Raw genomic sequence first — 14,281 nt, 5'->3', positions numbered from 1 at the left:
AAGCTATTTCTCGTGGGCTCGACACAGCCTGGCTGCCTTGTACAGGGCAACCAGGTGTGAAGCTCCAATAGGTTGTATCCGGTGTTCATCCGGATTGGGTTTGAGAGACTGGAAGTCGCCAAATACCCAATCCACTCAGGCGCATGTGGTCACGCTGTTTGCGCTGTCGAACCTGTGGATGGCCAGACGGAAACTGATTGCGATGATGGGACAGGTGCGTCCGCAGGCAACCTGAGGGGCGCTGCAGGAGCGCTCAAACACATCGAATGCCAGTGCAACGAGCCTGCGAGCGCAGCGGGGCAACACCCACTCTCGTCATCAAGCCAATTTACGACCTGATCAGACGTTCCTTAGTACTGTGCGCGCGCACGCCAGGAAAGGCTTGATAAGCGGGCTGTCCCAATCGCTGCGCCAGCACGCGGCAATGTCCATCGTCGCGTTGACGTTGCGAAAGGGCCGGAACACCACGCCCGGAGGCCGCCCGATCTGAGCGCAAGCAGGCAGGATGGCCACGCCCTTGCCCGCCAGTACCAGCGCCAATGCAGACACCATGGTCTCGACCCGCTGCGCAACGGGCATGCTGACGTCGTGCCGCCGCAGCATCGACGTGACGACGGATTTGTCGATGTCGCCTTCCGGAACCGGGAGGCCGATCAGAGGCATGCCCGAGAGTCGCGCCAGCGGAATGCTGGACATCCGCGCCAATGGCGAATCCGACCGCACGGCAAGCAGCAACGGCTGGGTGCCGATGCGTTCGACCGCAATGCCGGCCTGGGCAATCGGCGGGATGCAGATCGCAACCGACACGTCCGAGTCGGTGATGGCCGCTACGTTGTTGACGGCATTCAGCTCCACGTATTGGATCTCCACGTCCGGGAGCTTGAGCCGAAGCTCGTTTTCCAGCCGGGGCAGCACGAGGTAAGACAGCACGACCATGGTTCCGATCGTGAGTCGCCCCCTGCTGCCCGATCCGACGGCACGCGCGGCGTCGAAGCCTTCGTTGGCAAGCAGCAATGCCTCCTTGGCACGTTGGAAGAGCGCATTTCCCGCGTCGGTGATTTCCATGCCGCGCGCCGCCCTGCGAAACAGGGGCGCGCCTATGGCCGCTTCGAGGTTCTTGATGTGAACCGACAGCGGCGGCTGGGCCATGTTGAGCCGCCGCGCTGCCTTGCCGACGCTGCGTTCCTCGGCGACGGCCACGAAGTAGCGAAGGGATCTGAGGTCGGGTGTAGCCATACGCTGTGCATATGCCTTTTCAAGAAAACAGTATTGGACGCCATATTGGAGCCCCTCAATCATCTGCGCATGAAGAACTTTCCGCGCCTTCCAAAATCCGAAATCTGCGAGATGACCGCGGCGACGATGCGCACGCTGGTCGCGCAACGCGAGCTCTCCCCGGTGGAGATCGTCGAAGAGGTGCTGCGCCGCGCCGATGCGCTCCAGCCGCACCTGAACTGCTTCATCACGCTTTGCCACGAGCAGGCGATGGAGCAAGCCAGGCAAGCCGAGCAGGCGCTCATGAGAGGCGAGGCCGTGGGCATGTTGCACGGCTTGCCGTTCACGGTGAAGGACATCGTCGACACCGCGAACGTCAGGACGACCTACGGATCGCTGCTGCATCGCGATCACGTTCCCGCGCACGACGCCCTGGCCGTGGCGCGCGTGCGCCAGGCGGGCGGCATCCTCATCGGCAAGACGACCTCGTCGGAGTTCGGCGCCAAGTGCATGACCGATGCGCCGCTTTTCGGCAGCACGCGCAATGCATGGGACCCGGCGCGCACCAGCGGTGGCTCCAGCGGCGGGGCGGCGGCGGCGATGGCGGCTGGCATCGCACCGCTTGCCATTGCGACCGATGGGGGCGGCTCCACCCGGATTCCCGCCGCGTGCAACGGCGTGGTCGGGTTGAAGCAAAGCCTGGGTGTGGTGCCGCACAGCCAGGTGCAGGACGCGTTCGGCAACTACACCTACGTGACGCCCACCACGCGCAACGTGGGAGACACGGCGCTCATGCTGCAGGCAATGACCGGTGCCCATGGGTCCGACCCCTGGTCGTTGGGCGTACCGGCCCAGCGCTACTTCGACGACCTGCAGCCCGGCGGCGACCTGCGAGGCAAGCGGATTCTTTTCAGCGCAACGCCGGCGGGGCGGCCGATTGCCGCCGACGTCGCCGCCGCTTTCGAGGCCGCCCTTGCAACCCTGCGGTCGATGGGCGCAGAGCTGGAGGAGATGTCGGGCGAGGGCTATGACGTCGAGCCGGTGTGGCGCGTGATCAACCACACAAGCTGGCGTGGCCGGTTCGCTCCGCTGGCTGAGGCGCATGCCGATCAGTTGAGTCCTTCGCTGCTGCAACAGCTCGCGCTGGTGGAGCACGTCGACGGGGTCGCCTTTCAGCAGGCGATGTTCGCGAGGACAGCGCTCTTTCGCAAGGTCCAGGCGCAGCTGGAGACGCACGACTTCATCTTCACGCCGACTTTGTCGCGCACGGCGCTGCCGATCGACCAGGACCTCTTCGGAAGCATCGAGATCGACGGCCAGGCGTTTGCCGAGGTGCGGCCCAACTGGTTCCCCTGGACGATGCCGTTCAACCTCACCGGGCATCCGGCCATCAGCCTGCCGTGCGGCGCAGGCAGCGACGGATTGCCCATCGGCATGCAGCTCGTTGGCAGGTTCCGCGAAGACTTGCATCTGCTGCAGGCCGCGTCGGCTTTCGAAGCCAACCACCGGCCGGCGAACCCGCTGCCGGTCCTGGCCTTCTGAGCACGCGTTGTCCCTTCCTTTTTTTCGTCAATCAACCTTGCAGGTATCTCACCATGACCTCGTTCCTAAAGACATTCGTGCTCAGTGCGCTGGTCGCACTGAGCGCAAGCTTTGCGCATGCCGACAGCAACACGCCCATCAGGCTGATCGTGGGATTCCCGCCGGGTGGCGCGCTCGACAACCTGGCGCGGGCGGTGGCCGAGGACTTGCGCACGACGCTCAAGGAACCCGTGCTGGTGGAGAACCGGCCCGGTGCGTCCACCCGCATTTCCATCGAAGCGGTCAAGACCGCACGGCCTGACGGGCGCACGATCCTGATCGGCGCGACGCCGCCCTTCGTGTTCTTTCCGATGACCTATGCGCGGCTGAACTACGACGCCGACAAAGACTTCATTCCCGTCGCCCATCTGGCAAACGTCCCCAGCATCGTCTCCGCCGGCGCGGGCCAGCCGTACAAGACGATTCCCGAATACGTGGCCTGGATCAAGAAGAACCCCGGCCAGGCCAGCGTGGGCATGACCAACCTGGGGGGCGGGCTTCACTTCAGCGTGTTGCAACTGTCCAAGGCCATCGGCGTGCCCCTCACGGCTGTCACTTACAGGGGCGGGGCGCCGCTTGCGACGGACATCATCGGCGACCACGTGCCGCTCGGCACCGACGCGCTGGCCAGCCAGTTGGAGCTTCACCGCGCCGGAAAGCTGCACATCCTGGGCGTCGCGGGAACCAGGCGGCTGAGTTGGTTGCCCGATGTTCCGACGATCAAGGAATCGGGCTACGACGCGTTCGATCGGGCCAACGCCGCCTATGCTGCGTTCGTGCCGGCGGGCACACCGAAGGACGTGGTGGCGAAACTTGAAAGCGCATTCCTGGCCGCCATTCGCAGCCCTCGGGTGCGCGGACAACTCGATCGCATGGGCCTTGAGCCGACCGGGCTTCCCGGCGCGGAAGTGACCCGGGTCATGAACGAGGATCGCGAGTATTGGCGCCCCATCGTCAAGGCTTCGGGATTCAAGAGCGAAGACTGAACCGGTGGCGGCCACATTCATCGCCGGCCATCCGGGCACCGAGGCGGCCGCCGATGACGAGGACAAGGCCGGGTGGGCCGTGCTCGTTGCGGCATGCCTCGGCGCGCTGTTGTGTTTTCTGAATCTCAGCGCGCTCAACGTGGTGCTCCCCGCGGTAGGGCGCAGCCTGCAGGCGTCGCCAGCGCAGGCGAGCTGGATTCTGCTGTCCTACATGCTCGTGAGCACGGTGTGCATTCTCAGCTTCGGCAGGCTTGCCGACCTGTGGGGGCGGCGGCACCTTTTCCTTGCGGGGTTGGGCCTCTTCGTGGTGGCTTGCGCAGCCTGCGCGGTCGCGACAAGTGCCGAGACGATGCTCGTCTTCCGGGTTTGCCAGGCCGTGGGCGCTGCGGGCGTCATGGCGAATACCAGCGCCCTGGTGGGCGACGCGTTCGGCCGCCGCAGGATGGGGCTTGCCCTTGGCGTGCTCGCGATGGTGGCCGCGCTTGCTCAGGTCGTTGGCCCGCTGGCAGGCGGGTTTGTCGTCTCGTGGTGGGGATGGCGGGTTCTCTTCATGCTCAACGTTCCCGCCGGCCTTCTCGTTCTGGTGTGGTCGTGGCGGATTCTTCCGAAGACGGCAGTGGTCCAGGTCGAAAGCTTCGACCTGGTGGGCGCCGTGCTGTCCCTTGTCGGAATCGGGTGCGTGACCTACGCGCTGTCGATGGCCGGGAGCCACGGGTGGGCAAGCATGTCCGTGTGGGCCTTCCTGCTTGCGGGTGTTGCAGGAATCCTGTTGTTCGCCTGGGTTCAAAAGCGCGCGGCGAGCCCGCTGGTCGACCCGGAGCTCTTCAGCGATCCGCGACGCCGCACTGCTTACGTCTGCATCCTGCTTCTGTCGATGACGCAGGCTGCACCCCTGTTGCTGATTGCGCTGTATCTGCAGGCTTGCACGAGTCTCTCCGCTTCGGATGTCGGGCTGCGCATTGCACCTGTGGCCCTTGGGATGCTGACGGCTGCGCCGGTTTCGGGCAGCCTGCTGCACCGTTTCAGGCCGGAATCGATCTGCGTGGCGGCGATGCTGCTTGCCGGATGCGCGCTGGCGCTCCTGGCCGCGCTGTTGCAGCCAACGATCAGCGCGGGGCAGCTCGCCGTTTGCCTCTTGATGCTGGGCTGGGGCATAGGGGGGTTCGTGACGCCCAACAACGCGTCGATTCTGCAGAGCGTGCGCCCTCAACGTCGAGGCATTGCGAACGGTGTGCGTTCGACGCTACAGAACGCGGGAATCATGGTGGGAACCGCGTTGACGCTGAGCGTGGCCATGATGCAACTGTCCGAGGGCTCGCAGCGCATGGTCCTGGGGCACGGTGGCTCAGGGCTTTCGGCGTTCGATGTTGCGCTGTTCACACAGGGTGCGAGGTATGCGCTGTTCATGCTCGCGTTGCTTTGCCTGTCGGGGGCTGCGCTGCTCGCGAGGACACGCCTTCTGCCCGAAGGGCCGAAGTCAGCCTGAGGTCAATGCTGGTGGTCACAAGGCAAGGCCGACTCCTGGCCGGACCCTGCCCTGCCCCATGTCCATGGAGACAAGCCTCTGGTGTGCGTGTCCATACCCGCCAGTTCCGGGGCAATGGCGCTCCTCTGCATGGCGCCGGGAAGCAGAACCCCGAAGCTGGCCGGACCGCCCTGCGCGACCCGCGCCCACCCTCTCGCGGGTTTGGCTGCGCGGCACCGGGTACCCAGGCCATGTCGACGGGGTAGTACGTTTCCGCAAGGAATTTTTCTCGATGTAACGCCCTCGCTAAGTAGTACATCCTTCGTATCAAACACCCTACGATGCGAAAAAACGAGGGAGCGACACGACGACGCGTGTGCTCAAGACCCCACCCCGGTTTCTTCTTGTCCACCCGCATGGAGGATCAGTCTGTGTCGATCGCAAGCGGTTTCAATGAGAGGGCGGGCGCATGAGCGCCGTTCCACACCCCACCCCCATCGCCACGGAACTCCCCGTGCTCGAACTGCCGCTGGACCGCCCCCGGCCCGCGGTACCTACTGCCGACGTACGGCGCACGCAACGCGCGCTCGACCCTACCCTGGCGGCGGCCGTGCACGCGGCAAGCGGCCCGTCGAACAGCTTGTTCACCGGCCTGCTCGGCGCCTTCGTGGCCACGCTGTACCGGTTGACGGGGCAGGACTTCGTCGTGGTGGGCATTCCCGCGGCAGGGCCGCCAGCGCAGGGCTCGCCGCCCATGCGGCCTGTGTGCATCGCCACGCATGCGCAACTGCCATTCGACGCGCTGATGGCCGCATGCCATGCGGCGGCAAGCGACGCGCTTCCAAGCCGGCCGTCGCCGATGAGCGTGCGCTTCAGCCTCGACGCGGACGTCGATGACGGCGCGGGCTTCGAGCTCTTCCTGGACCTGCGGTCGTCCCATGCCGGCCTGGTGGCCGAGGCGCACTACGACGCCGGCCTGTTCGACGAGGCCAGCGTGCAGCGCTGGCTCGAGATGTTCGAGTGCGTGCTGCGCTCGGCCGCGCAAGACCCGGCGCAGCCCATCGGCCGGCTCGACGTGCTGTCGCAGGACGCCGCCTTCGCATTGGCCGCGCTGCAGCCGCCGCGCACTGTGCTTGTGGGCGAACCCTTTGCGCATGCCGGCTTCGTGGCACGCGCCGCGCTGGCGCCCACGCACCCCGCCGTGCGCGACGGACAAAGCAGCTGCAGCTACGGCGAGCTCGACGCGCTGTCCAACCGCCTGGCGCATGCGCTGCGCGAACGCGGCGTCGGCCGCGGCCAGCGCGTGGGGCTGTGCCTGGAGCGCGGCATCGACATGTTCGTGGCACTGCTGGCCGTGCTCAAGTCGGGCGCGGCCTATGTGCCGCTGGACCCGAGCTTCCCGCAGGCCCGGCTCGACTACTACGCCGAGGACGCGGGCTTCAGCCTGCTGCTGACCGCCTCGGGCGTCGTGTCCGCGCCGCGTTCGTGGTGCGCCGACGCGGCCGCCCGCCTGTTCGAGATCGACCGCGAAACCGGCTGGCGCACCGCACCCGCCGTTGCGCTCGCACCGGGCGAGAAGGACGCCCAGCCCGGAGACGCCGCCTACGTCATCTACACCTCGGGCTCCACCGGCAAGCCCAAGGGCGTGTGCGTGCCGCACCGCGCCGTGGCCAACCTGATGCAGTCGATGCAGCAGGCGCCAGGCATCGGCCCGGGCGACCGGCTCGCGGCCGTGACCACGCTGTCGTTCGACATGGCGGTGCCCGAAGTGCTGCTGCCGCTGGCGGCCGGCGCGCAGATCGTGCTGGTGCAACGCGAAGTGGCCATGGACGGCCACCGCCTGCGCGCGATGCTCGAGCAGGAACGCATCACCATCCTGCAGGCCACGCCTGGCATGTGGCAGTTGCTGCTCGAGGCGCAATGGCAGGGCGTGCGTGACGGCGGCCCGGCGCTTCGCGGCTGGATCGGCGCGGAACCGGTGCGCGCGCGCCTTGCGCTCGAACTGCTGGAGCGCTGCAGCGAACTCTGGAACCTCTACGGGCCGACCGAGACCACCGTGTGGTCGACCGCATGGCGCATGCAGCGCGACGTGGTGGCGACGCGCGGCGTGTCGATCGGCCAGCCCATTGCCAACACCGGCGTGTGGGTCCTCGACGCCGCGCTGCAGCCCTGCCCCATCGGCGTGCCGGGCGAAATCTGCATCGGCGGCCAGGGCCTGACGCTGGGCTACCTGGAGCGCCCGGAGCTCACCGCGGAGCGCTTCATCAGCGTCGACATCCTGGGCACCGCCACGCAGGTGTACCGCACCGGCGACCGTGGCCGCTGGCGCAACGACGGCCTGCTGGAGCACATGGGCCGGCTCGACTTCCAGCTGAAGGTGCGCGGCTACCGCATCGAGCCCGGCGAGATCGAGGCGCGCTGCAACGAGCATGCGGGCGTGTCGCGCAGCGTGGTCGTGGCGCGCGAAGACCACCCCGGCGACGTGCGCCTGGTCGCCTACCTGGCGCTGGTGCCCGGTGCCGCGCTCGAGCGCCGCGCGCTGATGCAGCACCTGCGCGAGCGACTGCCGTCGTACATGGTGCCGCAGCATGTGGTCGCCCTCGCGGCGTTGCCGACGCTGCCCAACGGCAAGGTCGACCGCGCCTCGCTGCCCGCGCCGCATGCGGCGCCGCGCGACAGGTCGATGGCATCGCACGCGCAGCGGCCCTCGCCCACCCATCGCCCCGGCCGCCAGAGCGCGCCGCTGACACCGCCGCAGGAACGCATCCGCCTCAAGGAACAGCAGCACCCCGGCCGCGCGTTCCACAACCTGCCCCTGGCGCAGCGGCTGCTGGGCACGCTCGACGCGGCGCGCTTCGAGCAAGCGTTGCGGGAAGTGATCCGCCGCCAGCCCGCGCTGCGCACCCGCATCGCGGTCGATCCGAGCAGCGGCATGGCGATGCAGTCGATCGCGCCGCACGCGGAGTTCTCCCTGCCGGCGTTCGACCTGCGCGGCCTGCCGGCCGACCAGCGCGAGGCCGAGCTTGTCGACCGCATGCAGGAGCTGGCCGACCGGCCCATCGACATCCACCGCGCACCGATGGCGCATGCGGCGCTGTTCCGGCTCGGCGAGGAAGACCACGCCTTCGTGTTCGTGCCGCACCACCTGGTGTGGGACGACGGATCGTTCGACCTGCTGCAGCGCGAACTCCCGGCGCACTACGACGCCACCGGGCACGCGCCGCCGATCACCCTCGCGCCCGGCGACCATGCGGAATGGCTGGCGCGGTGGATGGCGGAACCGGCCTTCGAGGAACAGCTCGGCTTCTGGCGCCGACGTGCAGCTGGCGCAACTGGCGCAGCTGGCACGGACGGCGCGGCCCGCACCCCCCCGCCCGAGCCCCGCACCGACATGCCCCGCCGCGCAGGCAGGAACGGCCAGGGCGGCACGCAGCCGATCGACATCGGCCTCGCCACCACGCAGCGCCTGCGCGGCGTGGCCCAGGGGCTGGACGTGACGCTCGGCGAGCTGGCCTTCGGCATCTACGCGCTCACCCTGGGCCAGGCGATGGGCGCCGACGCGATCGCCATCGCCCACCCGGCGCAAGGGCGCGTACAGCCCGAGGCACAGAACGTGATGGGCCTCTTCGACAACGTGCTGCCGGTGTCGCTGAACCTCGACATGCGCCAGTCGCTGCCGCAGTTCGTGCGCGGCGTGAAGCAGGAGCTGCTCACGCTCGCGAACTACCAGCACGCGCCGGTCGAACAGTTCATGGCGCCTAGCCCGTGGAAGTTCTCGTTCCGGGCGGCGAGCGACCCGACGCATCGCTTCGCCGGCCTGCAGACGCGGCAGATGCACCTGATGCAGCGCGGCGCCACCGAGGACATCGCGCTGCGGCTGGTGGAAGGGCCGCTCGGCCTCGAAGGCGCGCTGGTCTACAACGCGGGCCTCTACCTGCGCGAAACCGGCGCCCAGCTGCGCGAGCGCTACCTCGAGCTGCTGCACCGCGCCGCCGACCGGCCCGAAGCCACGCTCGCCTACATCGCCAGCGCCGAGGGCTCGGCCAGCGCGGCATACCTGCAGCGGCTCGCGCCTGTCGATTCAACGAGCGTGGTGGGCGCTCAGAACGTGCCGGCCTTCGCTGCCGAAAAAACGCTGCCGTACCTGGTCCAGCCCGAGCAGGCGAAGCTGGCGCAGGTGTGGGCCAACGTGATCCGCATCGACGTCTCGGACATCCGCGCGAGCGACAACTTCTTCGAGCTCGGTGGCGACTCGCTGCTGGCGCAGCGCGCGGTGCAGCAGACCGAGCTGCTGCTGGGCTACCGCGTGGCGCCGCAGCGCTACCTGTTCGAGACCCTCGGGCAGATCGCCGCCTCGTCGATGGCGGCAGCGGTGCGCACCATGCCGCCGGACGACGGCGCGCAGGCACCGCAAGGCCTGCGGGACATGCCGGAGGCACGCGCCCCGCGCAGCCCCGGCCTGCTGGGGCGCACGCTGGGCGGCTGGTTGCGCAGGACCGAAGGGCCCAGCGACTGAAGCAACTGAAACGACCGAAAGACGAGCCCCGCGCCGGGCTCAGTCGATCTCGGGCGCCTGCAGGCTGGCCGAGATCTGGTATTCCACCCAGCCCCAGTAGTGGTCGAGCGTGGTGCCGTCGCGCACGGCCTTTTCCCAATTGGCGAGGGCGAAGGCCGGATGCTCCGCGGCGGGGGCGTATTTGTCGCGCAGGGCGGCGGCGTCCAGGGCGACCTCGTCGGCATAGGCACTCAGCGAGAAGAGCGTGGTGTTCGAACCCGGCATGTCGGCAAATGCATGCTCGCGGCCCGTCGTGGCACCCTGGCCCGCGAGTACCACGCAGTCGCGGCCCCGCGCCTTGGCCCGCAGCAGCGCCATGTCGGCTTCCTTGAGCGACGCGCTCGAGTCGCGGTCGGCCCTCAACGGCGCAATGCCGATCGACATGGTCAGCGGCATCGTTTCCGCGCCGGTCACGAACGGGTTGTCCGAAAACGCCTGGCGCAGCGCCTCCACGCAGGCATGGGCCTCCGCCAGCGGCATCGCCTCGAACACCAGCCCGAATTCCTCGCCGCCCAGCCGTGCGATGGGCACCTGGCCGGGCACCAGCGCGCGCAGCCGCCGGGAGACCTCCACCAGCGCCACGTCGCCCACGTCGTGGCCGAAGCGGTCGTTGATCGACTTGAAATAGTCCAGGTCGATGATGGCCACGGACGCATGCGCACCGCCGCGCACCACCGCCTGGGCCGACTGCATGGCCGTGTTGAAGCGGCGGCGGTTGGGCAGGCCGGTCAGCGCGTCGGTCTCGGACAGGTCGATCAGCCGCCGGTTCAGCAGCGACAGCTCCCGGTGCGCGGCACGCAGGGCGTTCTCGCGCTGGATCAGCTCCGTCACGTCGGTCCAGACGCAGGCGGTGCCGCCCGCGTCCCAGGCCTGCTCCTGCACCCGGTAGAAGCGGCCGGTGCGCGCGCGCATCGTGAGCGGCGCGGGAATGGGGCCGTGCTCGGTGCTCAGGCACAGCTGCTCGTAGGCCTCGTCGTCGCCGAAGATGTCCGCGAACTTCTTCCAGTAGCTGCCCTGCTCCGCGCCGCGGCGCTCGAGCGCCGGCACCCGCCGGATCAGGCTCATGAAGTGCTCCGAGAAGAACCTCGAATTCACGTAGCGCAGCACCCCCGCGGCGTCGTGCACGATCAGGCCCACGTTGGCCACGGCCATCAGGCCCTGCAGCAGGCTGCCCTCGGCGCCGGGCGCCTTCTGCGCGGACACGTCGGACCAGACCTTGAAGCGCCCGCCGTCCGGCTGCGGGAACATGCGCAGCTCCAGCCAGCGCCCGTCGGCACGCTGGTACTGCACGGGACCTTCCTCCTGGCTGTGCCTGAAGACGGCGTTGGTCATCGCGTCGGCGCGTTCCTGCGCCGAGGCCTGGGGCTGCTGCAGCGCCAGGAAGGGCTCCAGCGTTTCCAGGAACGGGGTACCCACGCGCAGGAAGGGCGCCACCTCGGGGAAGAAGGCCAGGTAACGCTCATTCCAGAACGTGACTCGGTCCTCGGCGTCGTAGCCGCACACGGCCGATGCGCCGTGCGCCATCAACACCTGCGCCAGAAATTCTGTGCCGGAAAACATCTGATTCGTCCACGCCTAGCTGTTTGGAGCCGCGCGCCATGCACGTCCCTTCCTGACCAGATTGTTTCACGAGTTGACAATTGCACATCAGAAATCGGAGCAGCAAGGCCGCTGCGGGCCTCCAATTGGCCTGAAACGAGCCGAAACGGCCTGCTTTATGGCCCTTACGCCACAGCCGGTGCGGCCGGTGCGGCCGGTGCAGCCGGTGCAGCAGGCGCACCGGCCACGCCCGGCGCGGCGGCCACCTCGGCCAGCGCCTTCGCAAAAAGCTCGTTGCGGTGGTGCAGGCCCATGCGCTCGAACGCGCGGTTGCGGTAGGTCTTGACCGTGCCGGCCGAAATGCCAAGGTCGGCCGCGATGCCGTCGTAGGTCCAGCCGCGCAGCAGCCGCTGGCACACCTCGCGCTCGCGGCGCGGCAGCTCGGACAGCGCCGAAGGCTCGGGGCTGAGCGCCACCACGTCGTCGGCCGGCAGCTCGCCCACGTGCTGCGGCGCCGTCAACCGCAGGTGCAGCTGCACCGTCGCAAGCAGCGGCGGCGCCAGGCTGCACAGCAGGTCGACCTCGTCGTCGCGGAACGACGACTGCGCCATGCCGCGGTACAGGTTCACCGCCAGCACCCCGCCCGACGGGTCGCCTTCCACCAGCGACACGCGCTCGCGCAGGCCGTGGCGGATGTAGATCGCCTTGCGGTGCTCCAGCGGGATCTCGCGCGCATGCCAGCGCGTGACGACCGCGTCGCCGCCTTCGGTGACCTCGCGCGCCGCGAGAAAGGTGCGGTCCCGGCTGTACAGGCCGCGGCGGTACACGCGCCAGGAATCGCGCGTGCCGTCGGCAATGCCGAAGGCGCCGCCGCCGTAGCTCTCGGGCGGCGCGTGCGGGTACAGCTTGTAGATCGACATCCAGCACATCGGCAGCATCTTGTTGAGCTCGGCCAGCGCCTTGGCGCTGAAGTCGGGCTGGCCGGTGCAGCCGATCACGCCGGCCAGCGCGAGGCTGGCGCGCTCGGGCGCGCCGCCGCCCGGCGCCGCGTGCGTGCGGTGCGCGGGTGGCTGCTTGAGGGGAATCAGGTCCATGCGCTCAAGCTACCGGCGGCGGGGCGATCTTCCATCGGGGTTGACCCTGTTCAGGCCGCTTCAATTGCAACCGAAGCTGGCCGCATCGTCGATGCTGCCGCTGCCCTTGTAGCGCGGCTGCTTCGGCCAGGCGCACAGCGGGCGCGTGCGGCCCGGCGTGGTCACGTCGCGGTTCTCGGGCCGGGCACGCGCCACGATGCGCTCGGGCGGCTGGCCTTTCTCGACCCAGTTCACCAGCGCGCTCAGGCCGTCGTACTGGTCGGTGGCCGGGCCGCCCGAACAGTGCGCCATGTTGGGCACGGTGAACAGGCGCGCCACGGCGTCGGTGCGCTCGCCGTAGCGCTCGCGCAGCAGGCCGAGGTAGCGCACCGTGTCCTTCACCGAGAACACCGGGTCGCTCACGCCGTGGAAGAACAGCATCTTGCCGCCGTGCCGCGCGAAGGCATCGACGTCGGGCGAGTCGGGCACCTCCCATTGCATGGCCGACTGGGGAAAGGCGGCGTCGACAGCCGACACCTTCGCGCTGTCGCGCGCCACGTCATAGCCGAGCGCGTGGCCATAGAAGTCGGCGGTGACCGTGGGCGGCGTGCTGAAGACCATGGCCAGCGCGCCGGTCATGAGCGTGATGTTGCGCGCGTTCGGCGCAGCGCCCGGAGCGTCGCCGAACTTCCACCGCGTCCACTCCGCGGAGTGCAGGCCGGCGTCGAAGGGCCAGTCGCTGTAGATCGCGCGGCCGTTCGCATCCTTGGGGCCGGCGAACGACTTCGCCAACGCATCGACCTGCGTGCCCGTCAGGCACTGGGCCGTCTTGGCGGTCTGCGCGGTCTGCGCCATCTTCGCGGTCTTGGCGGTCTTGGCGGTCTTGGCGCCGGTGCAGCGCAGCGCCTCGGGCCTGAACCTGCAGGCGGGCCAGTTGTCGACGATGCCGTCCTTCAGCCCGTCGAGCGCGTCGCACTGGTTGAGCACCTCGGTCGTCAGCAGCTTCATGTCGGCCGGCGAGAAGGCGGCCGAGAGCACGGGCCGGCCGCCGACCAGCGGCGCGTTCTCCGCCGCGGCTTTCGCATAGAGCTGCGTGTCGTACACGGCCTGCACCGAGGCCAGCGGCACGCGGTACGCCGGTGCGGAAGCGATCACGCCGTCGAACATGTCGGGGTAGCGCTGCGCCATCATCATGGCCTGCCGGCCGCCGTTGGAGCAGCCGACGAAGTAGGAGCGCTCGGGCGCCTTCGCGTAGTGCGCGGCAATCAGCGCCTTGGCCACGCGGCCGGTCTGCGCCATCGAGTTGTAGCCGTTGTCCAGCCGCGCCTGCGGGTCGAGGCCGAAGCGGTACGGCCCATCGGCGCCCGGCTCGTCGAGGTGGCCGGTGTCGGTGAACACCACCGCGTATCCCTGCAATAGAGCGTTGCCGGTGTTGCCGCCGCCGGTGAGCTGGCCCACCGCATCGCGCAGCGTGCCGTCGGTGCCGCCGCCGCCCTGGAAGAAGAAGCGGCCGTTCCACGCAGTGGGCATGCGCAGGTCGAAGCCGATGGCGTAGGGCTTGCCGTCGATGCCGGTGCGCTCGTCGATCTTGCCCTGCACGTGGCAATGCGCGGGCACCGGCGCCTTCGAGCCGGGCGCGCCGGGCTGCACGCCGGTCAGCTGGATCTCGCCCGCGGGCACGCTCTCGCTCAGCGTGAGCCGCGTGCCGGCCGGCACGGCGGAGGCCAGGCCGGCGCAGGCCAGCGGCGTGCCCGCCCGGCCTCGCGGCACAGGCTCGCCGCGGTCGACGCTGCCGCAGCCGGCCGCCAGCCCGGCGGCCACAACGAGCGCGGCGAGCGCGACGGGACGCCATGACAGGTGCATGCGG

General features: G+C 69.0%; 8 protein-coding genes. 4 read left to right on the top strand and 4 right to left on the bottom strand.

What is annotated here, in order from left to right; all coding sequences use genetic code 11:
* Positions 1 to 339: 339 nt before the first annotated feature.
* Complete coding sequence (locus BM013_RS20270; protein ID WP_093129432.1) at positions 340 to 1,236, bottom strand: LysR family transcriptional regulator; 897 nt, start codon at positions 1,234 to 1,236, stop codon at positions 340 to 342.
* Between the two features lie 69 nt (positions 1,237 to 1,305).
* Here BM013_RS20270 and BM013_RS20265 point away from each other — a divergent pair, with 69 nt between their 5' ends.
* The 4 genes from BM013_RS20265 to BM013_RS20250 all read left to right on the top strand — a co-directional run bounded on the left by BM013_RS20265 (position 1,306) and on the right by BM013_RS20250 (position 9,763).
* Positions 1,306 to 2,757, top strand: coding sequence for an amidase (locus BM013_RS20265; protein WP_093129556.1), 1,452 nt, complete (start codon positions 1,306 to 1,308; stop codon positions 2,755 to 2,757).
* 53 nt (positions 2,758 to 2,810) lie between these two features.
* Positions 2,811 to 3,782, top strand: coding sequence for a tripartite tricarboxylate transporter substrate-binding protein (locus BM013_RS20260; RefSeq protein WP_093129431.1), 972 nt, complete (start codon positions 2,811 to 2,813; stop codon positions 3,780 to 3,782).
* Positions 3,783 to 3,786: 4 nt separating this feature from the next.
* Complete coding sequence (locus BM013_RS20255; RefSeq protein ID WP_256221569.1) at positions 3,787 to 5,268, top strand: MFS transporter; 1,482 nt, start codon at positions 3,787 to 3,789, stop codon at positions 5,266 to 5,268.
* Between the two features lie 448 nt (positions 5,269 to 5,716).
* Positions 5,717 to 9,763 (top strand): non-ribosomal peptide synthetase, encoded by a 4,047-nt coding sequence (locus BM013_RS20250; RefSeq protein ID WP_093129430.1) that lies wholly within the window; start codon positions 5,717 to 5,719, stop codon positions 9,761 to 9,763.
* A gap of 39 nt (positions 9,764 to 9,802) precedes the next feature.
* Here the strand turns inward: BM013_RS20250 and BM013_RS20245 are convergent, their stop codons facing one another.
* The 3 genes from BM013_RS20245 to BM013_RS20235 form a co-directional block, all read right to left on the bottom strand.
* Positions 9,803 to 11,362, bottom strand: a complete 1,560-nt coding sequence (locus tag BM013_RS20245; RefSeq protein WP_093129429.1) for a sensor domain-containing diguanylate cyclase — start codon at positions 11,360 to 11,362, stop codon at positions 9,803 to 9,805.
* Positions 11,363 to 11,526: 164 nt separating this feature from the next.
* Positions 11,527 to 12,435, bottom strand: coding sequence for a helix-turn-helix transcriptional regulator (locus tag BM013_RS20240; protein WP_093129428.1), 909 nt, complete (start codon positions 12,433 to 12,435; stop codon positions 11,527 to 11,529).
* A gap of 60 nt (positions 12,436 to 12,495) precedes the next feature.
* On the bottom strand, positions 12,496 to 14,277 hold the full coding sequence (locus BM013_RS20235; protein WP_093129553.1) for a tannase/feruloyl esterase family alpha/beta hydrolase: 1,782 nt from the start codon (positions 14,275 to 14,277) through the stop codon (positions 12,496 to 12,498).
* Positions 14,278 to 14,281: the final 4 nt, after the last annotated feature.

It is taken from the genome of Variovorax sp. OK605 (assembly GCF_900115445.1).
Taxonomy (GTDB): Bacteria; Pseudomonadota; Gammaproteobacteria; order Burkholderiales; family Burkholderiaceae_C; genus Variovorax.
Note: the sequence above shows the minus strand (reverse complement) of the source record. Positions and strands in the feature narration are given on the sequence as shown.

Coding starts and splice junctions, on each gene's coding strand:
- BM013_RS20270 (WP_093129432.1), bottom strand. CDS start 1,236: ATGGCTACACCCGACCTCAGATCCCTTCGCTACTTCGTGGCCGTCGCC.
- BM013_RS20265 (WP_093129556.1), top strand. CDS start 1,306: ATGAAGAACTTTCCGCGCCTTCCAAAATCCGAAATCTGCGAGATGACC.
- BM013_RS20260 (WP_093129431.1), top strand. CDS start 2,811: ATGACCTCGTTCCTAAAGACATTCGTGCTCAGTGCGCTGGTCGCACTG.
- BM013_RS20250 (WP_093129430.1), top strand. CDS start 5,717: ATGAGCGCCGTTCCACACCCCACCCCCATCGCCACGGAACTCCCCGTG.
- BM013_RS20245 (WP_093129429.1), bottom strand. CDS start 11,362: ATGTTTTCCGGCACAGAATTTCTGGCGCAGGTGTTGATGGCGCACGGC.
- BM013_RS20240 (WP_093129428.1), bottom strand. CDS start 12,435: ATGGACCTGATTCCCCTCAAGCAGCCACCCGCGCACCGCACGCACGCG.
- BM013_RS20235 (WP_093129553.1), bottom strand. CDS start 14,277: ATGCACCTGTCATGGCGTCCCGTCGCGCTCGCCGCGCTCGTTGTGGCC.